Here is a 24,365-nt window from a genome sequence, read left to right on the forward strand (position 1 = left end):
TGAGCTAGTGTCGCATCACGGAAAGGCCTTTCACCTTTCGATTACCGCTTTCGCGTTAATCTTCAAATTGGAGCGACACACGAGGTTCCCGATCTTCAAGGCTTAGGCGTGACCTCAACCTTGGCAAGGATTCGCTAAACTAGCTGAGCTAGTGTCGCATCACGGAAAGGTCTTTCACCTTTCGATTATCGTTTTCACGTTAATCTACAAATTGGAGCGACACACGAGGTTCCCGATCTTCAAGGCTTAGGCGTGACCTCAACCTTGGCAAGGATTCGCTAAACTAGCTGAGCTAGTGTCGCATCACGGAAAGGCCTTTCACCTTTCGATTACCGCGTTCGCGTTAATCTACAAATTGGAGCGACACACGAGGTTCGAACTCGTGACCTCAACCTTGGCAAGGTTGCGCTCTACCAGCTGAGCTAGTGTCGCATCACGGAAAGGTCTTTCACCTTTCGATCACCGCTTTCGCGTTAATCTACAAATTGGAGCGACACACGAGGTTCGAACTCGTGACCTCAACCTTGGCAAGGTTGCGCTCTACCAGCTGAGCTAGTGTCGCATCACGGAAAGGTCTTTCACCTTTCGATTACCGTTTTCACGTTAATCTACAAATTGGAGCGACACACGAGGTTCGAACTCGTGACCTCAACCTTGGCAAGGTTGCGCTCTACCAGCTGAGCTAGTGTCGCATTCTGAAAACGTCTTTCGCCGTTCAGGGCTGCGAATTATAAGAGCATTTTTTTGTGATGCAAGTCCTTAATGCAAAATTCTGCAACTTTTTCGTCAAGTGCTGAAAAAGCACACAGAATTTCAAAAAAATGTTGATTTCGCAGCCAGATAATCAATTCAAAACAACTATTTTGAATCAATTAGATATTGATGATCGTCTTGCGGTAGTACTGAAGTTCAGCAATCGACTCACGAATGTCATCTAAGGCTAAGTGACTACCAGATTTAGTAAAGCCATCTAATACTTCAGGTTTCCAACGACGCGTAAGCTCTTTCAAAGTGCTCACATCGATGTAACGGTAGTGAAAGTACTCTTCCAGTTCAGGCATATGCTTGTACAAGAAACGACGATCTTGGCCAATACTGTTGCCACAAATCGGTGATTTGCCTTTCGGCACCCACTTTTCAAGAAACTCGATTGTTTGAGCAATCGCATCTTGTTCCGTCACGGTGCTCTCTTTCACACGTTTCACTAGGCCGCTGCCGGTGTGTGTTGTCGTACACCACTCGTCCATTTTATCCAGTTCACTGTCTGGTTGATGGATAGCTAGTACTGGGCCTTCAGCAAGAATGTTCAGCTCACTATCGGTGACGATAGTAGCAATTTCAATGATTTTATGAGTTTCAGGATCAAGTCCCGTCATCTCTAGATCGACCCATATTAGGTTCTGATCGCTAAAGGACATAATGGCGCTGCCTATTTGTTTGCGTGTAAAAGAGGTACTATACCCAAATAAGTATACTCAAACTAGGTTTTGTGCCGCGTAAATCTCATGGCAACAGGCTCAGTTACGACGAGTTCCCTATCATCAAGTTAGATGTGTTAAGTAGAAAATTGTGGCGAAAAAGAAAAAGTTAACCAAAGGTCAAGTACGACGCGTACGCAGTAACCAAAAGAAACGACTCAAGCAGGAAGACTCTGTCCAATGGGATGAGAGCATGCTCGGCGGCACCAAGAGTGGCCTAGTAATTACTCGATTTGGTCAACATGCTGATATCGAAGATGTAGAAACCAGCGAGATCCACCGTTGTAACCTGCGTCGTGGTATCGAAAGCTTGGTCTCTGGCGACCGAGTGATCTGGCGTGCCGGTCTTGAATCGATGGCTGGCATCTCTGGTGTAGTTGAGGCCGTTGAGCCACGTACTTCTATTCTAACTCGCCCGGATTACTACGACGGCCTGAAGCCTGTCGCGGCTAACGTTGATCAAATGGTGATTGTGTCTGCGGTGCTACCAGAGCTATCCCTGAACATCATCGACCGCTACCTGATCGCCTCTGATACATTGAGCATCGCGCCGCTGATTGTATTAAACAAAGTTGACCTGCTCAGCGAAGAACAGCTCGCAGAATACAAACAGACCCTAACCATCTATGAAGAGATTGGCTACAAGGTTCTCTTTGTGAGTAAAGAGACCGGCTACGGCATTGCTGAGCTAGAAGCTGAACTGGCAAACCGCATCAACATCTTTGTTGGTCAATCGGGCGTAGGTAAATCCAGCCTAGTTAACGCGCTGATGCCAACACTTGATATCGAAGAAGGCGCGGTGTCAGAAAACTCAGGTCTTGGCCAACACACCACAACGGCAGCACGTCTATACCACTTCCCATCAGGCGGTGACTTGATTGACTCTCCTGGGGTTCGTGAATTTGGTTTATGGCACTTAGAGCCTGAAGCCATTACCGAAGCCTTTGTTGAGTTCAAGCCGTACCTTGGTGGTTGTAAGTTCCGCGACTGTAAACACAATGATGACCCAGGTTGTATCCTTCGCGAGGCGGTTGAGGATGGCAAGATCAGCCGTATCCGCTTTGAGAACTACCACCGCATCATTGAGAGCATGGTTGAAAACAAAGCCAACCGACAGTACTCAAGAAACAAGAAGGCTGATCTTTAAGGCTATTTTTGTGAATAACTCTCAGCAGTTGCAACCAAAGTTTGCGCACTTGCTGACAATTGGCGCGATATTGAGTAACATCTCGCGCCCTAAAGCGTCATTAACTGATTTTCATTGAAGAAATACACAACATTGGAATATTAATACAATGGATAAGATCAAAGTTGGATTGCAGTACTGGATTCCACAACATGGACTGACTCGCTTAGTCGGTAAACTAGCGTCTGCTAAAGCGGGCAGCTTAACTACAGCGATCATCAACTGGTTCATCAAGCAGTACAAAGTGAACATGGATGAAGCCCTTCACAGCGATCCAAAACACTTCAAGACCTTCAACGAGTTCTTCGTACGTGAACTTAAAGAAGGCATGCGTCCAATCGCGGAAGGCGAATCTGTGATTGTGCACCCTGCCGATGCACGAGTAAGCCAATTTGGCCCAATTACAGATGGCAAACTGATCCAAGCAAAAGGTCATGACTTCTCTGCTCGTGAACTATTAGGTGGCGATGCAAACCTTGCTGAAGAGTTTAAAGATGGTGAATTCGCGACTCTGTACCTATCACCAAGTGATTACCACCGTGTTCACATGCCATGCGACGGTACACTGCGCCAAATGATCTACGTTCCAGGTGATCTGTTCTCAGTGAACCCACTAACTGCGGAAAACGTTCCTAACCTATTTGCTCGTAACGAGCGTGTAGTGTGTATCTTCGATACTGAATTTGGCCCAATGGCTCAAGTTCTAGTTGGTGCAACGATTGTAGGCAGCATTGAGCAAATTTGGGCTGGCACAATTACTCCACCGCGCGGTAACACAGTTTACAAGTGGGATTACCCAGCTGAAGGTGACAAAGCAGTTATCCTGAAGAAAGGTGAAGAGATGGGCCGCTTCAAGCTAGGCTCGACCGTTATCAACCTATTTGCTAAAGACGCAATCAAGTTCGACGAGAGCATGGCAAACGGTGAGAAGACGGTTCTGGGTACTCCATACGCACATATCGCATCAGCAGAAACAGAAACAGAAACAGAAAAAGTACAGCCGGACGCTGAGCAAGAATAAGCGCCAACTACTAATTGATATTTGAAAGGTGAGCTCATGGCTCACCTTTTTTGTATCGACAACCTAATCGTTATGAGAGCGGATTTACAAATATTGACCAAAAGCAAAACAGTTGCCGAAAAGTTAAACGACTTTGCAATTTTATAACCGTCGCCTAAGTATCAAAAAATCAGATAACTTACTCTATTTGTAGATATTTTCTTCATAGGGTTTCCATCACATGCCTAAGCTCAATGTTGGCGTTCTCGTTAAACTGCTGATCTGCTTTGCAATTCCGTTAGGTGTGCTTTTTATGCCTATCGACTCCATTCCCATTGACGATCTGACCCTTATTCAACATCGTCTGTTGGCCATTTTCTTACTGGCTGCGTTGTTGTGGGTGTTAGAACCCGTTCCGGTTTTTGCCACCTCGATCCTGATCATCACTCTTGAAGTAATCATGATATCGGACAAAGGTTTGCACCTATTCAGGCAGCCACCAGCAGGCCATGATTTAGGAGAGCTGATTAAATACACCGATATCTTCAGCGCCTTCTCGTCACCAATTATTATTCTGTTTATGGGTGGTTTTGCGTTGGCGATAGCGGCTTCGAAATACGAACTGGATAACAACTTAGCGCGCGTTCTGCTAAAACCGTTTGGGACAGAACCTCGCTTCATCATGCTCGGCCTGATGCTGATTACTGCTGTGTTCTCGATGTTCATGTCGAATACAGCAACCACTGTGATGATGCTCGCCCTACTTGGTCCAATTGTCGCGTCAGCGCCCAAGGGAGACTTAGGCATTAAAGCCTTGGTACTGTGTATTCCAATCGCGGCTAATACTGGTGGTATCGCGACTCCAATAGGTACACCACCGAATGCAATCGCACTGCAGTATCTGACCGGAGAGAACACCATCGACTTCTTAAGCTGGATGATGATGGGCCTACCCTTTGTAATCATTCAGCTGACGATTGCCTGGGTTTTGCTACAGAAGTTCTTCCCGTCTCAGCAGAAGAACATGGTGCTAAGACTCGATGGACAATTTAAAAAGAGTTGGCGTGCGATTGTGGTTTACGTCACCTTTGCTGCAACAATTCTATTGTGGATGACGACTAAGCTGCACGGCATGAACACCTATGTGGTGTCGATCATTCCACTGGCAGTGTTTACCTTAACCGGCATCATGGGCAAAGAAGAGCTCAAACTGATTAACTGGGACGTGTTGTGGTTGGTCGCAGGTGGTATCGCGATTGGTATTGGTTTAGATAAAACCGGACTTGCAGCCGCGCTGGCGCACGCGATTGACTATGAATCACTCTCGCCGGCTGCTGTAGTACTGACACTGTCTATCGTCTGCTGGTTAATGGCCAACTTCATGTCTAACACCGCGACCGCTAACTTGCTGATGCCGATCGCCGCAGCCATTGGTGCATCTATGGAGAGCTTGGCTGCAATTGGTGGATTACAAGGTTTGCTAGTTGTGGTCGCCTTCTCTGCATCACTCGGCATGATTTTACCTGTATCCACACCACCAAACTCACTCGCCTACTCAACTGGCCTTATCGAAAGCAAAGACATGGCAAAAATGGGCGTTATCTTGGGTGTCGTTGGCCTGACGATTGTCTATCTGGCAATGTTCTTATTCATTTAAATCCCTCTCTTATCCGAACTCGTCACAGCTCAATATCCAATTGAGCTGTGACGCCTTTCTCCGCCTATCAGAGCTTCTTCATTTCAAACCTGTATTATTTTGGAGCTTGATTAATCAAACCCTTTGCGAACTCAGCGCTTTCGGGCATATTAACTCTCTTCGCTTTTTTACATGGATGTGAGCAATGGGATTTGAATGGTTGGCCTTAGCGGCGGCTTTTTTGTGGGCGATTGCCAGTTTGATGTCGGTAAAGCCGGCTCAACATTTAGGCTCATTTGCCTATAGTCGCTGGCGTATGGGCTGCACAGCTATCATGCTCTCAACCATGGCTTGGCTAACCGGAGGCTGGGCAACCGTAGAATCCGATTTAATTACACCTATGATGCTGTCAGGCTTAATTGGTATCTTCATTGGTGATACTGCCCTATTTGCCTGTTTGAACCGAATGGGGCCACGCCAAGCTGGCTTATTGTTCTCTTGTCACGCCGTTTTCTCAGCCATTCTTGGCTACTTTCTGTTTAGTGAAAGCATGACTAGCTTAGAACTCATCGGCTCTGCACTGGTATTTAGTGGCGTACTCACCGCTATTTTCTTTGGTCGTAAAGGGCAAGCAAACAACCAACTTGAAACCATCAAAGGCACGGTTTGGATTGGTGTCGCTTTAGGGCTAACTGCTGCAATTTGCCAAGCTCTTGGTGGCATTATTGCCAAGCCAGTTATGCAAACCAACGTCGACCCAGTCGCCGCCTCAGCGATTCGTATGATTACCGCCTTTATCGCTCACTCACTATTTAGGCTGACGGGTGCTAAGTTATCACGCGCGGTAAATCCAATTAACGGCAATATCCTGTTCATCACCGCAATTAACGGCTTTCTTGCGATGGCGGTTGGGATGACGTTAATTCTCTATGCACTGCAAGAAGGGAATGTCGGTATGGTGGCACTATTATCATCGACAACGCCGATTATGCTGCTGCCGATTTTATGGATTTATACTAAGCAACGACCAAATGCCTACGCTTGGATTGGCGCGATTGTCGCAGTAATAGGAACGGGGATACTAGTCAGCTAATCTGACGTTACCAGAGTTAGCTGACTCAGAAGTAAGAGTTAAGAGCGTGGGAAAGGAAAAGCCGTCACTTCATCGATATGATCATGTCCCATGGCAAGCATGATTAATCGGTCGATACCTAATGCCACACCTGCACAGCTTGGTAGGCCAGCTTTCAGTGCTTCAATCAGATGATGATCGATAGGTTGTGGCTCTAGCCCCATCTCAATGCGTTTTTGATTATCTTCCTCAAAGCGTTGCAGTTGCTCTTGCGGATTATCTAACTCGTGGAACCCGTTAGCCAACTCAATGCCTTTAAAGTAGACCTCGAAGCGATCGGCTACACGATTGTCTTGCGGGTTAATCTTAGCGAGTGCTGCTTGCGAAGCTGGGAAGTCATATACGAATGCAGGTACCGTTTGACCAATTTTAGGCTCCACACCAATGCTGAAGAGAAGTTGCAGTAATGTGTCTCTGTCTTCTTCAGGATCCGCGATATCACTCAAACCTAAAGTACCAGCGCAAGCTTTTAGCTCTTCCATCGAACCCTCTAATGGACACACCCCAAGCACATTAAGAAACGCGTTTTGGTAAGTCATACGCTCAGCCTTGTCCGATTTCAGAACCAACTGCAGCAGATCATCCATCTCATCCATCAGTTTATGATGGTCAAAACCAACTCGGTACCACTCCAACATCATAAACTCAGGGTTGTGGTAGCGGCCGTTCTCTTCATTGCGAAAGGCTTTTGCAATCTGATAAATACAACCACTGCCTGCCGCCAAAAGGCGTTTCATATGAAATTCAGGGCTAGTCATGAAAAACAGCTTTTGACCACCAGCATACCCAGGCCCAACAAACTCGGTTTTGAAAGTGTGCAGGTGCACATCGGTGACCGTGGCGTGGCTCATGGCTGGGGTATCAACCTCCATCACATCACGCTCAAAAAAGAAGTCACGGATCCGACGAATCAATAAAGCACGTTGTTTCAACTGCTTAATCGGCGCAGCTGGCTGCCAGTTGGCTTGGTTCATGATTTTAGAATTACTCACTGAAATAACTGGGGCGAAAGATACCGTTTGTTTAGCAAAAGATCATCTTTTCTTAATGCTGAGTTATCAGAAAGTTTATAACACTGACATTGATGGTTAACGCGAATAATAATCAACAAAATCAATAATAAACCACTCAATATCGCTGCATTTATCGACACGTTCTCTTATCTGTAGCACGCAACAATTTCTTGCCGTGACTGCAGTCACAGATCCCATAAAGTTTATGCTCTCGCTTGCATTACCGAAGCAAAACCCTAAATAAATCAATTTTTGAAATCACGTCCTCTCATACACTGAACCTACCACTTAAGGCTTAGGGGCGCTAAATGGTTCCTACTATTTAGAACTTCCTAAATCGGCTTTTATAATAACAAGCGGAAAACTCCGCATCACACTGGAGGATAACTGTGAAGACAATTACCACAGATATCGCAGTCATCGGCGCAGGCGGCGCTGGTCTTCGTACTGCTATTGCAGCGGCTGAAGCTAATCCTGAATTAGAAGTAGCACTGATTTCTAAAGTTTACCCAATGCGTTCGCACACGGTAGCGGCAGAAGGCGGTTCAGCGGCAGTAATCAAGGACGAAGATAGCCTAGATAACCACTTCAACGATACAGTTGGCGGTGGTGACTGGCTATGTGAACAGGATGTTGTTGAATACTTTGTTGAGAACGCGACTCGCGAAATGATCCAAATGGAGCAATGGGGCTGCCCATGGAGTCGTAAAGAAAATGGTGAAGTAAACGTACGTCGCTTTGGCGGTATGAAGGTAGAGAGAACGTGGTTCGCAGCGGATAAAACCGGCTTCCACATGCTTCATACACTGTTCCAGACTTCGATGAAGTACGACCAAATCAAACGATTTGACGAGTACTTTGTGGTGGATTTGATCGTTGAAGAAGGCGAAGTACAAGGCCTTGTCGCGATTCACATGTCTGAAGGTGAGCTTGTTACCATCAAGGCAAAATCTGTTGTTCTAGCAACCGGTGGCGCAGGTCGTGTTTACCACTGTAACACCAACGGCGGCATCGTAACCGGCGACGGCATGGCAATGGCTTATCGCCACGGTGTACCACTGCGCGATATGGAGTTCGTTCAATACCACCCAACAGGCCTACCTGGCACTGGCATCTTGATGACTGAAGGTTGTCGTGGTGAAGGCGGTATCATCGTCAACAAGAACGGCTACCGTTACCTGCAAGATTATGGCATGGGCCCTGAAACACCAGTAGGCGAGCCGAAAAACAAATACATGGAGCTTGGTCCACGTGACAAAGTTTCCCAAGCATTCTGGCATGAGCAGCAAAAAGGCAACACCATCAAGCACCCTCTTGGTGATGTAGTACACCTTGACCTTCGCCACCTTGGTGAAGAGTACCTGCAAGAGCGTCTACCGTTCATCTGTGAGCTAGCAAAAGCGTACGTGAACGTAGACCCAGCGAAAGAGCCAATCCCAATCCGTCCAACAGTTCACTACACCATGGGTGGTATCGAAACCAATGGCGAATGTGAAACTCGCATTAAGGGTCTATTCGCAGTTGGTGAATGTGCGTCTGTTGGTCTGCACGGTGCAAACCGCCTAGGTTCTAACTCTCTGGCTGAGTTCGTGGTATTTGGCCGCGTAGCTGGTGAGCATGCAGTGAAACGCGCAGCAGAGTTCAAAGGCTGGAATGAAGAGTCTATCGCTAAGCAAGTGAAAGCGGTCGAAGATCGCATTACAGCGTTGATGAACCAAGAAGGCGACGAAAACTGGGCTGATATCCGTACTGAAATGGGTCACACCATGGAAGCGGGCTGTGGTATCTACCGTCAAGAAGACCTAATGCAGGCAACAATCGACAAGATCACTGAGCTTAAGCAGCGCTACAAGAAGATCAGCATTAAAGACAAAGGCAAGGTGTTCAACACTGACCTACTTTATGCTATCGAAGTGGGCTACGGCCTAGAGGTTGCAGAAGCGATGGTTCACTCAGCTATCCTTCGTAAAGAGTCTCGCGGTGCACACCAGCGTCTAGACGACAACTGCACTGAGCGTGATGACGTGAACTTCCTAAAACACTCTCTATCTTTCTTCAACGAAGACGCAGCTCCAACCATCGACTACAGCGACGTTAAGATCACCAAGTCTCAACCGAAAGCGCGTCTGTATGGTGAAGCGGCAGAGAAAGCGGCAGCGGCTGAAAAAGCAGCTCAAGATGAGAACCGTGAAGAGGAGAAAGCGTAATGTCAGCGAATCGTATCCAAAAAGTAGACATCCTGCGCTACGACCCAGAGAAAGATGCAGAACCGTACATGCAGACTTTCGAGGTGCCTTTTGATGAAACCATGTCGGTTCTTGATGCGATTGGCTACATCAAAGATAACCTAGACAAAGACCTCTCTTATCGCTGGTCTTGTCGTATGGCGATCTGTGGCTCTTGTGGCCTGATGGTCGATGGCGTGCCAAAGCTAGCGTGTAAGAGCTTCTTGCGTGACTACCCGAACGGCCTGACTATCGAACCATTGGCTAACTTCCCAATCGAGAAAGATTTGATTGTCGACATGACGCCGTTCATCGAGCGCCTTGAAGCGATTAAGCCTTACATCATTGGTAATGACCGCAAGCCAGAAGACGGCACTAACCTGCAAACACCAGAGCAGATGGCGAAGTACAAACAGTTCGCTGGTTGTATCAACTGTGGTCTTTGCTACGCAGCATGTCCTCAGTTCGGTCTAAACCCTGAATTCATTGGCCCAGCTGCACTGACTCTTGCACACCGTTACAACCTAGATAGCCGTGATAACGGTAAAGATGAGCGTATGAAGCTTATCAATGGTGAAAACGGCGCTTGGGGCTGTACGTTTGTGGGTTACTGTTCTGAAGTTTGTCCGAAGAAAGTCGACCCAGCAGCGGCAGTAAACCAAGGCAAAGTTGAGTCTTCAATGGACTTCGTGATCTCTATGTTCAAGCCTGACGGCACTCCAAAGAAAACAGCACAGGAGGCGTAAGATGAGCAACCGTAAACCTTATGTTCGTCAAATGAATCGTACGTGGTGGAGCAACCATCCGTTCTACCGCTTCTACATGCTACGTGAAGCAACGGTACTGCCATTGGTGCTGTTCACTGTGTTCTTGACCTTTGGTTTAGGCGCACTTGTGAAAGGGCCTGAGTCTTGGCAAACCTGGCTCGACTTCATGGCAAACCCACTGGTTGTCGGCATTAACATTGTCGCGCTACTGGGCAGCCTGCTTCACGCTCAAACCTTCTTTAGCATGATGCCGCAAGTGATGCCGATTCGCATCAAAGGCAAACTGCTTGATAAGAAGCTGATCGTTCTTGGTCAGTGGGCGGCAGTCGCATTTATCTCACTCATCGTTCTTGTTGTGGTTTAAGGAGCTGAATTATGAACCCTAGTTACAAAGTAAATCGCGCTCCTAAACGCTCCGACGAGCCAATCTGGTGGGGCCTATTCGGCGCCGGCGGTACTTGGTTTGCGATGATCACTCCAATCACGATTTTAGTACTCGGTATCTTAGTGCCAATGGGTATTATCGATGCAGAAGCGATGAGCTACGAACGAGTTTCAGGCTTCGCTACAAGCATCATTGGTGGCCTGTTTGTGATTGGTACACTAGCCCTACCTATGTGGCACGCAATGCACCGTGTTCATCACGGCATGCACGACCTTAAGTTCCACACAGGTGTTGTCGGCAAAGTTGCGTGTTACGCGTTTGCTGGCTTAATCAGCGCATTGGCTGTGATCTTTGTGTTTATGATTTAAGAGATAAAGAGCAGATACGGGATTCGAGTAAACGAGATTCGAAGATCTAAAAGTAGATTCGAGTTTCGAGTAATCGAGATGCGAAGAGCTTAAGAGCAGATGCGGGTTTCGAGTAATCGAGATGCGAAGAGCTTGATTGAAAGCGGATGCGAGTTTCGGGTAATCGAGATTCGAAGAGCTTAAGAGCAGATGCGGGTTTCGAGTAATCGAGATGCGAAAAGCTTAAGAGCGAAAGACTAAAAGCAGAACAGGGTTATCTTGTTCTGCTTTTTTGTTGTTGGTCGAATTTCTACTTCTCTGATTCAGTTGTTCTTTTTGTCTCACGCATCCCGTTCTTTCCGCTCTTCGTATCTCGAATCTCGCTTACTCAAATCTATACCTTTCACTTACATTGCTTACGCCACCTTACACTCTGAAATTGGCCCAAATGATATCGTTATCAATAGATAACCTAGAACAATTAAACATCATCAATTAATTCCAGAAGCAGATATCATGAAACAGTTACTCTTAGCACTCTTACCCCTTGCTCTCGCAGGCTGTAACAGCTCATCAGACAACAATACGACACCTACAACACCCACGACTCCAACACCACCACCTACGACCCCGACAACGACCGTAAAGGTGTTTTCATCGATTGATAACTGCTCTACTGCAGCAGAAGTTCCTCACTGTGCATTTGAGAAAGGCATCTATGTGCTTAAGATTGGCTCGACGATCACTGATGAGCACCATCAGCGTGTCATCACACAAGCAACGAACTACACCAACTGGGCAAGCGAAGCCGTTAAGCAGCAACTGAATCAAAAGACGCTAGTGATTGGCATTATGGAGAGTGAACCGACCGAAGAGAGCCCAGAGGCAGAATTCGTTATTACACTTAGCCAAGATAAGAAAATCGCGGATGGTGTTGAGCTGGTTTACACGAACATTGAAGGAGTCGATGAGACACAGCGTGCAACCACTTATCAAAAGCTAATGCAGCTATTTGATTACTATGTCGATGACAACAAAAGCCATCACCTTGGCCAAGGTTTAGAAACAGCTTACTCAAGTTTCAAACAATTACTTGTCGACCAAGATGCTGCCGCTCAAGTCATTAACGCAGAAGCACTTCGCTTCGATGAATGCCCGTACGGAAACGGTCAGCTTTCTCTAATCGCCTCTGAGCGAGCATTGGGTACAGATACGCCGTGTGCAACAGAGGATGGCGAAGATCCTGCACCAAACGGTAAGGTTGATGACATCCATGCGATTAGCGGCGTTAACATGAACCCTGGCGCACTACTTGGATTGATGTACGAATACAAAGTAAACCCTGCAATCAGCGAAGGTGGTGGTGAACTATATGGCTCAAAAGACAGTAAATTCAAAGCCATCGGCCAAGTCGGTTCTGGCACTCTAGATGGTAGTGCGAATGATATGTTTATCTCGTGGGCAAACCCAGCTTTTGCGCCACTTAATACATACTTAGAGACCTACTTCTTGACGAATAAGAAATAAAACAGCAGTGTCATTTGGCGGGTAAGAGTCGCATGTTTTGATAATGTTCGATTCAAGAAAAAGAGGCAGGTACCTAGGTATCTGCCTCTTTGCTTTTCTAAATCACGGAGTAATTAGAGCTTTTGACTACCCATGATCTTATTGCTGTGTGACTTTCTTGGTTTGGTCCATTAAGCCTAATGCACCAAAGCCGGTAATCACATCAAGGTTGGTTTTCAAGCCAGTCTCTTCACCGCCACCGATGTAGTTTTGCGGCATCTGAACTTGGAAGTTCTGCAGATTATTGTACAGCGAGTTTGCCACATCGCGATTTAGCTCAGCGAGGTACACTTCACGGTTAGCACCAAGTGCTGCATATTTCGCTTTCAGTACTTCGGCTTCTGCTCGACCTTTTTCAAGAATCGCTTTCGCTTCAAATTCGGCAGACAGCGCATTGGCTTTTTGAATCGCTAGGTTCGCTTCAGCTGTCGCGAGCTCTTTCTCTTTCTCAACCTCAGCCAGTCGCTTAGTCTTCTCAACCTCTACGATTTCACGCTCCGCAATCTGACGTGCAACTTCGACTTCTTTTTGCTGTGCGATAATTGCAAGTTCTTTGCTACGCTGAGCATCTTGAACTTCACGAGTGCGTTGAATCTCTTTGCGCAGTTGTTCTGTCTCAGCTTGCGCTTTTGAGGTCTCTTGCTCCTGAATAGCACGGATTCGGTCTGCAACGAGACGCTTCTTGTCTGCTAATAGCTGATCTAGTTGCTTCTCTGGTTGAGGGTCGCCAATCGTCACCTGTGTTACTTGGATACCATATTGCTGCAGTGGGTTATCCTGACGAATTGGCTGACCAGTATTGTCTACGACAGGGACTGTCTTCCACACCAGTTGATTGGTTCGTTGCAGCTGGTTCGAGTTTGATTGATTTGCCCCAACAGGCGCTAGTTCTAACTCTTCCACTTCAACTTGACGACGCTCAGTCAGATAGATCCCTTCACGCAGTTGGTCACCCAGTTTGGATTTAAACTGGTTCAAACCACCTTGGAAGAACTCCTCACCGGTATACTGGGTTGCGGTAATCACAGTCACGTTGCGAGCATTCTTCACTAGCAAGGCATCAATCAAGTTGCTGTTGTTACGAAACTCTTTATGCATCTTTTCGACAGCTTGTGGATCGTTACTCAGCTTGAAGCGGAACGTCACCGGGATCTGCCCGATATAGGTATCAGCAAAACGCACCTGTACCGGTTCTAATCTCTGATAGAAATCTTCCCCTTTGCTGTTGCCGAATGACACGGTGATGACTTGGTCATACTTGGTGATCTTAGACAGAAACGGCATACGAAAGTGAATGCCCGGTTCTGTGAATACATCGAGTTCACCAGTAATGTTGTTTTGGTGCACGTAGCTGTAACCGGCATCGGTCATCAATACTGAGCTATTAATTGTTAAGCCTAATGCGAGCAGCGGAATACCAAATACTGCTGCTTTGAGTCCTTTGTGTAGTAGCTGACGTCTTTCTTCTACTTTCAGACCCTGTCCTAAGCCTCTGCTTTCCATTTTATTCTCCTTATTGGATTGTCATTGAGTTAAATCTATAAAAATCAAAGTGATATACAGCTCACTGACAACAGGGACTAATGTATCAAATTGTTACATTAAGGAATAATCGAAAGATTCATCAAATTTATAAGATTTTTACGAATGATACGTATTTGTGCTAATTTTGCGGTATAGGTCTCGATTGGGGTAAGTCAGAAAACTGGAAAACAGCAGGCAATAAAAAAGGCCGCCTAAGCGACCTTTCTTCAAACAGTTGAAGTAACTTACTTCACACGACCAACGTATTCGCCAGTACGAGTATCTACTTTAACAACTTCACCGATAGCGATGAATAGAGGTACACGAACTACTGCACCTGTCGCTAGAGTTGCTGGTTTACCACCAGTACCTTGAGTATCACCCTTCAGGCCAGGATCTGTATCCGTCACTTCGATTTCAACAAAGTTTGGCGGAGTTACTGTGATAGGGTTATCATTCCACAACGTTAGAGTACATACGTCGTTTTCAACTAGCCATTTAGCTGTTTCGCCAACTGCTTTCGCATCTGCAGCGATTTGCTCGAATGTCTCGTTGTTCATGAAGTGGAAAAACTCGCCATCTGAGTACAGGTAACCTAGATCAACGTCTACAACGTCTGCTAGTTCTACTGTATCGCCTGACTTGAATGTTTTCTCTAACACTTTGCCTGACAGCAGTTTACGAAGTTTAACACGGTTAAACGCTTGGCCTTTACCTGGCTTAACGTATTCATTTTCGATAATTGAGCAAGGCTCGTTATCCATCATGAATTTTAAACCGCCTTTGAATTCATTGGTGCTTACTGACGCCATGATTTCCTCTTACACATCTTTGAGTTGATTTCAATGCCGCATATCATAACCCGAAAAGTCGAATCTGTTGAGCAAAACTGGCTCAAACAGCTATCGAATGCGATCTCAGACCCGACAAAACTCCTTGAAGCATTGGAAATAGACCCAACACCATGGCAAGCAGGCTTTGCCGCACGCAACTTATTTGCATTGCGAGTACCGTTAAGCTTTGTCGAGCGAATGGAAAAAGGCAACCCGCATGACCCGCTATTACGTCAGGTTTTGCCATTAAGCGAAGAGTTCGAAGTTCATGAAGGCTACTCTGCAGATCCATTAGAGGAGCAAGACAACGCGATCCCAGGGCTGCTACACAAATACAAAAACCGTGCTTTGATGATTGTGAAAGGTGGCTGTGCTGTGAACTGTCGTTACTGCTTTCGCCGTCACTTCCCTTATCAAGACAACAAGGGCTCTAAATCGGTATGGAAAACGAGTCTCGATTATGTGGCTCAGCATCCAGAGATCAATGAAGTGCTGCTCTCTGGTGGCGACCCGTTGATGGCTAAAGACAGTGAATTGAAATGGCTGGTTAACGCGATTGAATCTATCCCACACATCAAAACGGTGCGTATCCACAGCCGCCTACCGGTGGTGATTCCTGCGCGTATTACTGACGAACTGTGCCAGGTTCTAAGCACGACTCGCCTTAATGTAGTGTTGGTAAACCATATTAATCATGCCAATGAGATCAACGATGAGTTAAAACTCGCGCTATCGAAGCTCAGACGCAGTGGCGTGATCCTGCTTAACCAAGGTGTCATGCTGAAAGGCGTGAACAATTGTGTTAACTCTTTGAAAAATCTAAGCGAAAGTCTATTCGATGCTGGGGTTTTACCCTACTATATGCATGTACTTGATAAGGTACAGGGCGCGGCCCATTTTTATATCTCGGATGAAGAAGCAAAACAGCATATGCAGGGCTTGATGGCAGAAGTGTCAGGGTACCTTGTACCGAAGCTTACTCGAGAGATAGGTGGCCGCAGCAGCAAAACACCACTCGACCTCCACTTAGAATAAGACGTTACCGAAATGAAGATGTATTCGAACAGCACCACACGTAATCAAGGTTTTACCATCATTGAGCTAGTAGTGGTGATTGTCATCTTAGGTATTATTTCGGTGACGGCGGCGAATAAGTTCTTAAATCTACAAGGTGACGCTCGTATTTCTTCCCTTCAAGGTTTGCGAGGCGGAATGCAAGGGGCTGCCGACATGGTTTACCCTATCGCAGTCCAGCAAGGTCTAGAAAAACTCAGCGCCGCAGAGATCACTATTGAAGGTGACAAAGTGCAACTTGTCTATGGCTACCCGGCTGCAGATTCAGCAAATGCTTGGAGCCACCTGATTGAGGCGACATTTGCTGACTCCATTTTCAACTCTGATGATCCTGCCGATTGGTATTTTCACAACACCTCTCGCCAGATACCTTGGATTCGCTTTATGACGAAGACAAAGAAGCAGTCAGGTCAACAATGTTACCTTGAATACACCGAAGCTACATCAACAGCACAACCAACCTTTGAACTGACCACCAGCGGTTGTTAATCATCAATCTGTATAGATTAATCGTCTAGACAAAAACTTTTTGTTCGATCGTCCGGTCTATTATCAGCATACTCGGCTCTATTCTAAATTTTTAGGAGGGGTGATATGTCACAAACCATCGAACAATTTCTCAACCTTGCCCCTTTCAGCTGGGCAGCACTGGCCGTATGCATGTTGTGCGGCTCCTTAATCGGTATCGAGCGTCAAACACGCGGTAAGCCGGTTGGGATTCGCACCTCAATTTTAATCATCAGCGGTACTTATTTCTTCCTGACTATGGCGATAAGCCTGTCGCCAAATACGCTCGACCAAGCGCGTGTGTTAGGCCAGATCATTACTGGCGTCGGCTTTTTGGGTGCTGGAGTAATGATGACGCTAGATGGGAAGATTCATGGCGTAACCTCTGCAGCCATTATCTGGGTATTAGCCGCATTAGGGATGATGATAGCCCTTGGGCATCTCAGCCAATCAGTGATCATCACAGTATTAGCGATTGTGATTTTGCTGGGTGTGGATAAGGTGGAAAACAGCTTCCAGAGTCTACGCCGAGGCGTGCACCAGAAGTGGATGCGTAAAGGCCGAATCAATAAGTCTTAGGTTCACACCAATAATACAAAGCCCAATGAATGATCATTAGGCTTTGTTGTATCAACTGCTTTGTTTGTAGTCTTAATTTAGAAAACCTGAATACAGACTTGGTTCTTACCAGAAATCTTAGCTTGATAAAGCTGCTCATCCGAAGCGCGAATACTCTGGTTCTGCCATAAGTGCGCTAAGCTATCGAACTTGTATAACGAGTATAGCGTCGCCCCACCTGACACCGACACACTGATTCGGTCACCATCACTGCAGCGGTAACCTTGTAGGCTAATATCATTCTGGATGCGCTCAAAGATCGATGTCAGCAGTTCCGAGGATTCGCCGGTGATCGCCACGACAAACTCTTCACCACCAAAGCGGGCCACTATGTCTCGTTGGCGAACACTACTGGTCATTAGGTGCGCGACATGGCAGATCACCTCATCACCCACCTTGTGCCCATACTTGTCATTGACCGCTTTAAAATCATCAATATCAAACACACCAATACCAATGATCGGCTCTTCGTCTTGAGCCATTAATCTTGCCTCAAAGCCACGACGGTTGAGCAGCCCAGTCATAGGATCTCGCATCGCTAGTTCGTTCAAACGTTGATGCTCCTGCTTAGTGCATATGCGCCATAAAACCAGTACCGAAGTAACAAACAAACCCAATAACAAAGAGAGTTGCAGACGGTCCATCTCCAATACATGCAATATATGCTCACGCTTCTTCTCTTCGATGTTTAGATAGAGCTGGGTGTGCAATCCATCGACATACAATGGGTGCGAGTGGGTAAAATCCATAAAACCGTACTTGTTGACTCCAAGCGTGCTCGATATCTCGTAACCATGCTTTGGGTTGGAGACCAAGTTAGAGACGTAACCATCGACACCCAACACGCCCTTAAATTCGCCATCCACATAAATACCTTTGGTGAGCGTCACTACTTTTTTACCCGTTAGGTAATCATCATATTGGCCGGTGTAGACAACTCGGTCTTTCTGCTGCGTGAGCCCAAAGCGAATGGTGTTAATCCAATAAGGGCGGCTGTTCACCACCGAATCAAAGGTATCGCCCTGAATATAGCTAGCGAAATCAGAGGGAGAAGAGATGATGAACTTCTCTTTAGAGATAAAGTAAATCGCCGAGATGGTATCGATAGTATTCGCAAAGTAAGCCATGGTTGGCGCGATAAACAAACGCTTGCTCGCTTCCACATTGAGCTGTGAGCGCGGGTCACACATCTCAATAGGGCCTGAGAACATGAAATCAAAGCGTGGTTGAGATTGCTCCTCGCTCGAGAAGTAACAGGTTTCACCATCAATTTTTCGCGTGTGAGAGAACGCGTAGGTGTCACCATGAAGCGGATACAAGGCCGTGATGTTGTATTCGAGCGCATTAATGATCTGCGTGAGCTCTTCCAGAGACTGGCTCACCCTTTGATTTTCAATCCAATATAGGGCATCTGATTCTTCCGCTGAATCAACAAGTAACAGGCTTAATACTAATAAGAATGAAGCGGTGAGACCCAACAGGGCCTTTTTAAAATCGAGAGTTTGGTAGTTAATCAAAGCAAAGGTAGTTTGTGTTTAATTTTGCCGCACATTGTACCGAAATGTTTACTATCGTCCAGTACTGAACACATAAAAAATACAAAACAAGTTGCTTATTGATCGCAGAGCAGCAAGGAGGATGAGCTAGACAGTGAACACCTAACCAACCTGATCAGGTGCTCATAATGTTTTTGCTTTTAGTTTCAGTCGTTATTTAGCGAAGTTAACGATTGGGAAGCATGGGAAGAAGCCGTTGTCTGCACAGTTAATCAGACCAACTTGCACGCCTTCAATTTTGTTGGTTTTGTTGAAGATACCCACTTGCACCGTCGATACCTCAGACAAGTTCGCTGCACCCACATCGACCAAAGTGTCGCCTTTCGAGTAGTTTACAAAACTCACGTTAGCACCTTTTACATTATTGGTAATGTTCACAGCACCTAAGTTAACACCGGTTGTTTGGCCTTCATTCCAGTTAAAGAAGCCCAAAGATGCACCTGTCATCTCTTGGTTCACCTTAGACGCGCCGAAGAAGCCAAGGTTTACACCTGTCGTCGTTTGAGTTTCAGACATACCAATCACCGCAAGGTCGAGACCTTTTAGGTCGTTCACTTGACCGTGCAATAGCGCCACACGAACACCGCCAACGGCATCAGAATCTGGTGCGTTGAATCCATTGATTGTTGAGAACATCACAGGCGATGAAGCAAAGGCCGCCGGAGCCATTACCGCTGCTGATACTGCAAGTACTGAAAGTAGTTTTTTCATTGGGGAGTCTCCACTGACTGAATCCGCGATTGAAAAGTTAACTAGCGATCGATAAGTTAACTAACAATCAAAGAGTTATCTCATTATTTTGCTTTATCTAACAGCCATCCATGTTAAATCAATGTCATAACTGTCTTTTTGAGTATAGAGCAGATGGAGGCAGATGCGGGATTAGAGTGGCGGGATGCGAAAAGAAAAAAGCGGATGCGGGATGCGAGTGAGCGAGATGAGAAAAGAACAAGAGCAGATGAAGGATACGGGTAGCGAGATGAGAAAGGAATAAGAGCGGATGAAGAAAAGAAGAGATGAGGGAATCGAGTAGCGAGATGCGAAAAGATTAAAGGCGGATGAGAGAGAATGATGTACGAAGAGCGAGAAGGTTTACTGTTCTAGCGATTTGATTAAGGCGCCTAGCATGCGAGATATTTGAAGTGCTTCAGATTGCCACCTAGCCGCTACCTCTTTGGGCACAAACCCAACTTCAGACCCGATATCGGCTTGGGTCGCAAACTCTCCTATTGAGCCTTTGGCAATTGCGAAAAAGCGCTGGCGCTCCTTTAGAGACGTTCTCTCACAGCCCTCTGCGATATTGCTAGGAACAGATAATGCGCTGCGCGTAATCTGATCTTTGAAGCCATAGTCACGGCAAGTGTCCATTTCCCTATAAACAGATATCGATAGCAGACGACTGCGTTGCCAAACATCTAGTTTTCTATAAAGCACAAATAGCTACCCAGCTTTGAAAAGGTAACCATCTCACAAGCGCCGGATAAAAAAGTTCCAAAAAAGCACCAAACCTCGAGACCTCTTTCCTTTAATCTTTTCGTATCCCGACGACTCGAATCCCGAATCTGCCTTTCAAGCTCTTCGAATCTCGCTTACCCGAATCCCGCATCTGCCCCTAAAGCTCTTCGAATCTCGCTTACCCTCATCTCGTATCTGCTCCTAAAAAAAACGGAGACCGAAGTCTCCGTTTTCAATTTCACTATGAATAGCGAAGGGGATTACATCATACCGCCCATGCCACCCATACCGCCCATGCCACCCATATCAGGCATTGCTGGAGCGTCTTTTTGTGGTAGGTCTGTTACCATCGCTTCTGTTGTGATCATTAGACCAGCAACAGATGCAGCGAATTGTAGTGCAGAACGCGTAACCTTAGTTGGATCTAGGATACCCATTGCGATCATGTCGCCGTACTCACCTGTCGCTGCGTTGTAGCCGTAAGAGCCTTCGCCACCTTTCACGTTGTTCGCAACCACTGATTCTTCGTCACCTGCGTTCTTCGTGATTTGACGGATTGGCGCTTCCATTGCACGTAGTGCAACGCGGATACCAACGTTTTGCTCTTCGTTGTCGCCTTCAAGACCAGCAACTTTAGAAGCTACGCGGATAAGTGCAACACCACCACCAGCAACCACACCTTCTTCAACTGCAGCGCGAGTTGCGTGAAGTGCATCTTCTACGCGGTCTTTCTTCTCTTTCATTTCAACTTCAGTCGCAGCACCAACTTTGATTACTGCAACACCGCCTGCTAACTTAGCAACGCGCTCTTGTAGTTTCTCTTTGTCGTAGTCTGAAGTCGCATCTTCGATTTGTTGACGGATTTGAGCAACACGACCTTGGATCATTGCTTCTTCACCCGCGCCATCGATGATGGTTGAGTTTTCTTTAGTGATAGTTACGCGCTTAGCTTGACCTAGGTCTTCTAGCGTTACTTTCTCTAGGTCTAGACCGATCTCTTCAGAGATAACCGTACCGCCAGTTAGGATAGCGATATCTTGTAGCATTGCTTTACGACGGTCACCGAAACCAGGCGCTTTAACAGCAGCAACTTTAACGATACCGCGCATGTTGTTCACAACTAGAGTTGCAAGTGCTTCGCCTTCTACATCTTCAGCGATGATTAGAAGTGGACGAGATGCCTTAGCAACTGCTTCTAGAGTTGGAAGAAGTTCACGGATGTTTGAAACTTTCTTGTCGATAAGAAGGATAAATGGGCTCTCTAGATCAACAGAACCTGCTTCTTGGTTGTTGATGAAGTAAGGAGATAGGTAACCGCGGTCGAACTGCATACCTTCAACTACGTCTAGCTCGTCTTGCAGTGCTTGACCTTCTTCAACTGTGATAACACCATCACGACCTACTTTTTCCATCGCTTCAGCAATGATGTTACCCACTGTCGCGTCAGAGTTTGCAGAGATAGTACCTACTTGTGCGATAGCTTTAGTGTCTGCACATGGAACTGAAAGTGCTTTTAGCTCTTCAACTGCTGCAACAACAGCTTTGTCGATACCACGCTTAAGATCCATTGGGTTCATGCCAGCAGCAACGGCTTTTAGGCCTTCGTTTACGATAGCTTGAGCAAGAACAGTTGCCGTAGTCGTACCGTCACCAGCAGCGTCGTTCGCTTGAGAAGCGACTTCTTTAACCATTTGTGCACCCATGTTTTGGAACTTGTCTTCAAGTTCGATTTCACGTGCAACAGAAACACCATCTTTAGTGATAGTTGGTGCGCCAAATGATTTGTCTAGAACAACGTTACGGCCTTTAGGACCTAGCGTTACTTTTACTGCGTCAGCCAGAACGTTTACACCTTCTAGCATTTTAACTCGTGCGTCGTTACCAAATTTAACGTCTTTAGCAGCCATCTTTATTTCCTTTAAATTCTTTATTCAGTCAGTTCAGTTTGTATAGCGCGGATTACTCAACGATCGCCATGATGTCGTTTTCAGACATGATTAGAACTTCTTTGCCGTCGATCTTTTCTGTTTTAGTGCCGTAGCCTTCAGCAAAGATAACAGTGTCGCCAACTTTAACGTCCAATGGTTGTACTGAACCATTTTCTAGGATGCGGCCTTTACCCACAGCTAGAATTACACCGCGAGTTGATTTTTCAGCGGCAGAACCAGTTAGAACGATGCCACCAGCAGATTTAGATTCAACTTCTTGGCGCTCAACGATAACTCGGTCGTGTAGAGGACGGATATTCATCGGTCTTATCTCCTGATAATTTCCATTTAATTTGATAGTTGCCACGATTGGCATGGGATTAATCAGTATGTTGGGGCGAAGTGAAAGATCCCAAGGGGTGAGAAGAAAAATTTGTGATCGGAAGAGCAGATGTGGGATGAGAGCAGATACGAGTAAACGGGATGCGAGATACGAAAAGCAAAAACACCCCTGCGAATAACCCTGTGTAACTGTCAGGGATAAAACAAAAGAAGGCTGCATATCTTTTCCCCGCTTTTAGCTCTTCGATACTCGTTTACCCGTATCTCGCAACTGCCCCTCTCGCTCTTCGCATCTCGTTTACTCTAATCTCTCATCTGCTTTTAGCTTTCCTTCCCTTCCCGCCCACATCTGTTTATCCTACGCTTTTAGTTTTTACGGCGTTGTACATGCGAGATAAGCACGGGCTTTTGACTGCTCCCATAGCAGAGACATTGCGAACCATGACCATACCGACCATCTTCGGTATGGTGGCGATCTTGATGTTCAACCTTGTTGATACTTTCTTTATCTCACTGCTTGGTACACAAGCACTCGCCGCCGTGAGCTTTACCTTCCCTATTACCTTTGCCATTAACTGCATCACCATGGGGATTGGGGTTGGGCTTTCCACCAGTATTGGCCGCCTACTTGGCAAAGGCTGCTCTGAGAATGCAGCTAGATTTACCGCACATGGATTAATGCTGGCCGTAATTCTCGTCATTAGTGCTTCAACGCTCGGTATATTCACATTGGAACCTCTGTTTAGTGCGCTTGGCGCTAAGCCAGAGCTGCTACCACTGATATCCGAATACATGTTGGTGTGGTATCTCGCGATTCCATTGCTCGTGATTCCAATGGCAGGCAACAGCGCAATTCGTGCCAGTGGCGACACCAAGACTCCAGCAAAAATTATGATGCTGGCAGGCCTTATCAATGGCGTGCTCGACCCGCTACTGATATTTGGATACGGGCCCTTTCCTGAACTAGGTATCCAAGGAGCTGCGATAGCGAGTGGTTTTAGTTGGTTTGGTGCATTGTGCGGATCACTTTATGTACTTATCAAACGTGAGAAGCTTTTAGCACTACCTAAGCCAAAAGATATGCTCAACGATTGGAAGCAGATCCTCACCATAGGTACGCCTGCTGCCCTATCTAACGCACTTAACCCTTTAGCAGGCGCGATTATTATGATGATGCTCGCCAAACAAGGTACCGAGGCAGTGGCCGCCTATGGCGCTGCGCAGCGAATCGAGTCGATATTGATCATTGTGTTGATGTCTCTTACCTCTGCCCTCACTCCTTTCATGGCGCAAAACTTTGGTGCTAATAACCCTCAACGCAGTTTCAAAGCCCTGTTCCTAAGCATGCGCTTTGCTGTTCTGTTTCAAGGGCTCATCTTCTTAATGATGGTGCCGCTCAGCATTCCACTAGCCGCCCTTTTCTCTCAAGAAGAATCAGTACGCGACATCTTGTGGCATTACTTATTAGTCGTACCCTTCAGCTATGGCTTCCAAGGTATAGTGATGATGCTCATTAGTGGCATGAATGCAATGCACAAACCACTCAAAGCCTTCCAGTGGAGCTTTATGCGCCTGTTTCTATTCACGCTGCCTTTTGCTTGGATAGGTAGCCTGATTGACGGCATTGAAGGCCTGTTTATTGGCTTGGCATTGGGGAACATCGCAGGTGGTGTAGCTGGGTATTGTTATGCGTTGAGGTTAAGGGGCAGATGAGGGATGCGAGTGGCGAGATGCGAAGAGATTAATAGAGCAGATGTGAGATTCGAGTGGCGGGATGCGAAGAGATTTAAGGG

Annotated in this window: 22 protein-coding genes and 5 tRNA genes; 13 read left to right on the forward strand and 14 right to left on the reverse strand. The window is 46.5% G+C overall.

The window, feature by feature from the left end; all coding sequences use genetic code 11:
• Nucleotides 1-68 precede the first annotated feature (68 nt).
• From KI743_RS12255 to orn, 6 genes are all read right to left on the reverse strand, one after another.
• Nucleotides 69-158, reverse strand: a tRNA-Gly gene (locus KI743_RS12255).
• 54 nt (nucleotides 159-212) lie between these two features.
• Nucleotides 213-302, reverse strand: a tRNA-Gly gene (locus tag KI743_RS12260).
• Nucleotides 303-356: 54 nt separating this feature from the next.
• A tRNA-Gly gene (locus tag KI743_RS12265) sits at nucleotides 357-432 on the reverse strand.
• Between the two features lie 54 nt (nucleotides 433-486).
• A tRNA-Gly gene (locus tag KI743_RS12270) sits at nucleotides 487-562 on the reverse strand.
• A gap of 54 nt (nucleotides 563-616) precedes the next feature.
• A tRNA-Gly gene (locus tag KI743_RS12275) sits at nucleotides 617-692 on the reverse strand.
• Nucleotides 693-872: 180 nt separating this feature from the next.
• The gene (orn, locus tag KI743_RS12280) at nucleotides 873-1,418 is read right to left on the reverse strand and encodes an oligoribonuclease (protein ID WP_150872915.1); all 546 of its coding nucleotides are present in this window, start codon (nucleotides 1,416-1,418) and stop codon (nucleotides 873-875) included.
• A gap of 151 nt (nucleotides 1,419-1,569) precedes the next feature.
• On the opposite strand from orn, the gene rsgA reads away from it, so the two are divergent.
• The 4 genes from rsgA (at nucleotide 1,570) to KI743_RS12300 (ending at nucleotide 6,393) form a co-directional block, all read left to right on the forward strand.
• Nucleotides 1,570-2,625 carry a small ribosomal subunit biogenesis GTPase RsgA gene (rsgA, locus tag KI743_RS12285; RefSeq protein ID WP_032551244.1) on the forward strand — a complete coding sequence of 352 codons (1,056 nt, stop codon included), beginning with the start codon at nucleotides 1,570-1,572 and terminating at the stop codon, nucleotides 2,623-2,625.
• A 148-nt stretch (nucleotides 2,626-2,773) separates the two neighbouring features.
• Nucleotides 2,774-3,685, forward strand: coding sequence for an archaetidylserine decarboxylase (gene asd, locus KI743_RS12290; RefSeq protein WP_285466595.1), 912 nt, complete (start codon nucleotides 2,774-2,776; stop codon nucleotides 3,683-3,685).
• 220 nt (nucleotides 3,686-3,905) lie between these two features.
• Complete coding sequence (locus KI743_RS12295) at nucleotides 3,906-5,321, forward strand: SLC13 family permease (protein WP_285466597.1); 1,416 nt, start codon at nucleotides 3,906-3,908, stop codon at nucleotides 5,319-5,321.
• Between the two features lie 184 nt (nucleotides 5,322-5,505).
• Complete coding sequence (locus KI743_RS12300; RefSeq protein WP_285466598.1) at nucleotides 5,506-6,393, forward strand: DMT family transporter; 888 nt, start codon at nucleotides 5,506-5,508, stop codon at nucleotides 6,391-6,393.
• A gap of 38 nt (nucleotides 6,394-6,431) precedes the next feature.
• Here KI743_RS12300 and epmA read toward each other — a convergent pair whose 3' ends face one another.
• On the reverse strand, nucleotides 6,432-7,406 hold the full coding sequence (gene epmA / locus KI743_RS12305) for an elongation factor P--(R)-beta-lysine ligase (RefSeq protein ID WP_285466794.1): 975 nt from the start codon (nucleotides 7,404-7,406) through the stop codon (nucleotides 6,432-6,434).
• A gap of 428 nt (nucleotides 7,407-7,834) precedes the next feature.
• Here epmA and frdA point away from each other — a divergent pair, with 428 nt between their 5' ends.
• The 5 genes from frdA (at nucleotide 7,835) to KI743_RS12330 (ending at nucleotide 12,696) form a co-directional block, all read left to right on the forward strand.
• Nucleotides 7,835-9,652 (forward strand): fumarate reductase (quinol) flavoprotein subunit, encoded by a 1,818-nt coding sequence (gene frdA / locus KI743_RS12310; protein ID WP_285466599.1) that lies wholly within the window; start codon nucleotides 7,835-7,837, stop codon nucleotides 9,650-9,652.
• On the forward strand, nucleotides 9,652-10,416 hold the full coding sequence (locus tag KI743_RS12315; RefSeq protein WP_152468051.1) for a succinate dehydrogenase/fumarate reductase iron-sulfur subunit: 765 nt from the start codon (nucleotides 9,652-9,654) through the stop codon (nucleotides 10,414-10,416). Before frdA ends, KI743_RS12315 begins: the two co-directional genes overlap by 1 nt.
• A gap of 1 nt (nucleotide 10,417) precedes the next feature.
• Complete coding sequence (gene frdC / locus KI743_RS12320) at nucleotides 10,418-10,801, forward strand: fumarate reductase subunit FrdC (RefSeq protein ID WP_285466601.1); 384 nt, start codon at nucleotides 10,418-10,420, stop codon at nucleotides 10,799-10,801.
• Nucleotides 10,802-10,812: 11 nt separating this feature from the next.
• A complete protein-coding gene (frdD, locus tag KI743_RS12325) occupies nucleotides 10,813-11,190 on the forward strand; it encodes a fumarate reductase subunit FrdD (RefSeq protein WP_150872923.1) in 378 nt (125 codons plus the stop codon).
• A gap of 495 nt (nucleotides 11,191-11,685) precedes the next feature.
• Nucleotides 11,686-12,696 (forward strand): histidine ammonia-lyase, encoded by a 1,011-nt coding sequence (locus KI743_RS12330; protein WP_285466603.1) that lies wholly within the window; start codon nucleotides 11,686-11,688, stop codon nucleotides 12,694-12,696.
• 138 nt (nucleotides 12,697-12,834) lie between these two features.
• Here the strand turns inward: KI743_RS12330 and KI743_RS12335 are convergent, their stop codons facing one another.
• Together KI743_RS12335 and efp are read right to left on the reverse strand one after the other, a co-directional pair.
• Complete coding sequence (locus KI743_RS12335; RefSeq protein ID WP_285466604.1) at nucleotides 12,835-14,238, reverse strand: SPFH domain-containing protein; 1,404 nt, start codon at nucleotides 14,236-14,238, stop codon at nucleotides 12,835-12,837.
• Between the two features lie 266 nt (nucleotides 14,239-14,504).
• Nucleotides 14,505-15,071 (reverse strand): elongation factor P, encoded by a 567-nt coding sequence (efp, locus tag KI743_RS12340; protein ID WP_032551233.1) that lies wholly within the window; start codon nucleotides 15,069-15,071, stop codon nucleotides 14,505-14,507.
• 33 nt (nucleotides 15,072-15,104) lie between these two features.
• On the opposite strand from efp, the gene epmB reads away from it, so the two are divergent.
• The 3 genes from epmB to KI743_RS12355 all read left to right on the forward strand — a co-directional run bounded on the left by epmB (nucleotide 15,105) and on the right by KI743_RS12355 (nucleotide 17,252).
• Nucleotides 15,105-16,127: an EF-P beta-lysylation protein EpmB gene (epmB, locus tag KI743_RS12345; RefSeq protein ID WP_285466605.1), complete on the forward strand. Its 1,023-nt coding sequence runs from the start codon at nucleotides 15,105-15,107 to the stop codon at nucleotides 16,125-16,127.
• Nucleotides 16,128-16,139: 12 nt separating this feature from the next.
• On the forward strand, nucleotides 16,140-16,655 hold the full coding sequence (locus KI743_RS12350; RefSeq protein ID WP_275665736.1) for a prepilin-type N-terminal cleavage/methylation domain-containing protein: 516 nt from the start codon (nucleotides 16,140-16,142) through the stop codon (nucleotides 16,653-16,655).
• A gap of 105 nt (nucleotides 16,656-16,760) precedes the next feature.
• A complete protein-coding gene (locus tag KI743_RS12355; protein ID WP_032551229.1) occupies nucleotides 16,761-17,252 on the forward strand; it encodes an MgtC/SapB family protein in 492 nt (163 codons plus the stop codon).
• Between the two features lie 77 nt (nucleotides 17,253-17,329).
• Here the strand turns inward: KI743_RS12355 and KI743_RS12360 are convergent, their stop codons facing one another.
• The 5 genes from KI743_RS12360 to KI743_RS12380 form a co-directional block, all read right to left on the reverse strand.
• Nucleotides 17,330-18,808 carry a diguanylate cyclase gene (locus KI743_RS12360; protein ID WP_373417830.1) on the reverse strand — a complete coding sequence of 493 codons (1,479 nt, stop codon included), beginning with the start codon at nucleotides 18,806-18,808 and terminating at the stop codon, nucleotides 17,330-17,332.
• A gap of 192 nt (nucleotides 18,809-19,000) precedes the next feature.
• Nucleotides 19,001-19,558 (reverse strand): VC2662 family protein, encoded by a 558-nt coding sequence (locus KI743_RS12365; protein ID WP_032551226.1) that lies wholly within the window; start codon nucleotides 19,556-19,558, stop codon nucleotides 19,001-19,003.
• A 381-nt stretch (nucleotides 19,559-19,939) separates the two neighbouring features.
• Complete coding sequence (locus tag KI743_RS12370; protein WP_285466610.1) at nucleotides 19,940-20,281, reverse strand: four helix bundle protein; 342 nt, start codon at nucleotides 20,279-20,281, stop codon at nucleotides 19,940-19,942.
• A 281-nt stretch (nucleotides 20,282-20,562) separates the two neighbouring features.
• Complete coding sequence (gene groL, locus KI743_RS12375) at nucleotides 20,563-22,209, reverse strand: chaperonin GroEL (RefSeq protein ID WP_032551222.1); 1,647 nt, start codon at nucleotides 22,207-22,209, stop codon at nucleotides 20,563-20,565.
• A gap of 52 nt (nucleotides 22,210-22,261) precedes the next feature.
• The gene (locus KI743_RS12380) at nucleotides 22,262-22,552 is read right to left on the reverse strand and encodes a co-chaperone GroES (protein WP_032551221.1); all 291 of its coding nucleotides are present in this window, start codon (nucleotides 22,550-22,552) and stop codon (nucleotides 22,262-22,264) included.
• Nucleotides 22,553-22,959: 407 nt separating this feature from the next.
• Between KI743_RS12380 and KI743_RS12385 the strand changes: the two genes are divergently transcribed.
• Nucleotides 22,960-24,285, forward strand: a complete 1,326-nt coding sequence (locus KI743_RS12385) for an MATE family efflux transporter (protein ID WP_285466613.1) — start codon at nucleotides 22,960-22,962, stop codon at nucleotides 24,283-24,285.
• Nucleotides 24,286-24,365: the final 80 nt, after the last annotated feature.

Source organism: Vibrio sp. D420a, assembly GCF_030248625.1.
In the GTDB taxonomy this organism is placed as follows: Bacteria; Pseudomonadota; Gammaproteobacteria; order Enterobacterales; family Vibrionaceae; genus Vibrio; species Vibrio fortis_A.

Bases quoted from the DNA above. Each gene is read 5' to 3' on its own strand.
- orn (WP_150872915.1), bottom strand. From the start codon at position 1,418: ATGTCCTTTAGCGATCAGAACCTAATATGGGTCGATCTAGAGATGACG.
- asd (WP_285466595.1), top strand. From the start codon at position 2,774: ATGGATAAGATCAAAGTTGGATTGCAGTACTGGATTCCACAACATGGA.
- KI743_RS12295 (WP_285466597.1), top strand. From the start codon at position 3,906: ATGCCTAAGCTCAATGTTGGCGTTCTCGTTAAACTGCTGATCTGCTTT.
- KI743_RS12300 (WP_285466598.1), top strand. From the start codon at position 5,506: ATGGGATTTGAATGGTTGGCCTTAGCGGCGGCTTTTTTGTGGGCGATT.
- epmA (WP_285466794.1), bottom strand. From the start codon at position 7,406: ATGAACCAAGCCAACTGGCAGCCAGCTGCGCCGATTAAGCAGTTGAAA.
- KI743_RS12315 (WP_152468051.1), top strand. From the start codon at position 9,652: ATGTCAGCGAATCGTATCCAAAAAGTAGACATCCTGCGCTACGACCCA.
- frdC (WP_285466601.1), top strand. From the start codon at position 10,418: ATGAGCAACCGTAAACCTTATGTTCGTCAAATGAATCGTACGTGGTGG.
- frdD (WP_150872923.1), top strand. From the start codon at position 10,813: ATGAACCCTAGTTACAAAGTAAATCGCGCTCCTAAACGCTCCGACGAG.
- KI743_RS12330 (WP_285466603.1), top strand. From the start codon at position 11,686: ATGAAACAGTTACTCTTAGCACTCTTACCCCTTGCTCTCGCAGGCTGT.
- KI743_RS12335 (WP_285466604.1), bottom strand. From the start codon at position 14,238: ATGGAAAGCAGAGGCTTAGGACAGGGTCTGAAAGTAGAAGAAAGACGT.
- efp (WP_032551233.1), bottom strand. From the start codon at position 15,071: ATGGCGTCAGTAAGCACCAATGAATTCAAAGGCGGTTTAAAATTCATG.
- epmB (WP_285466605.1), top strand. From the start codon at position 15,105: ATGCCGCATATCATAACCCGAAAAGTCGAATCTGTTGAGCAAAACTGG.
- KI743_RS12350 (WP_275665736.1), top strand. From the start codon at position 16,140: ATGAAGATGTATTCGAACAGCACCACACGTAATCAAGGTTTTACCATC.
- KI743_RS12355 (WP_032551229.1), top strand. From the start codon at position 16,761: ATGTCACAAACCATCGAACAATTTCTCAACCTTGCCCCTTTCAGCTGG.
- KI743_RS12365 (WP_032551226.1), bottom strand. From the start codon at position 19,558: ATGAAAAAACTACTTTCAGTACTTGCAGTATCAGCAGCGGTAATGGCT.
- groL (WP_032551222.1), bottom strand. From the start codon at position 22,209: ATGGCTGCTAAAGACGTTAAATTTGGTAACGACGCACGAGTTAAAATG.
- KI743_RS12380 (WP_032551221.1), bottom strand. From the start codon at position 22,552: ATGAATATCCGTCCTCTACACGACCGAGTTATCGTTGAGCGCCAAGAA.
- KI743_RS12385 (WP_285466613.1), top strand. From the start codon at position 22,960: ATGCGAGATAAGCACGGGCTTTTGACTGCTCCCATAGCAGAGACATTG.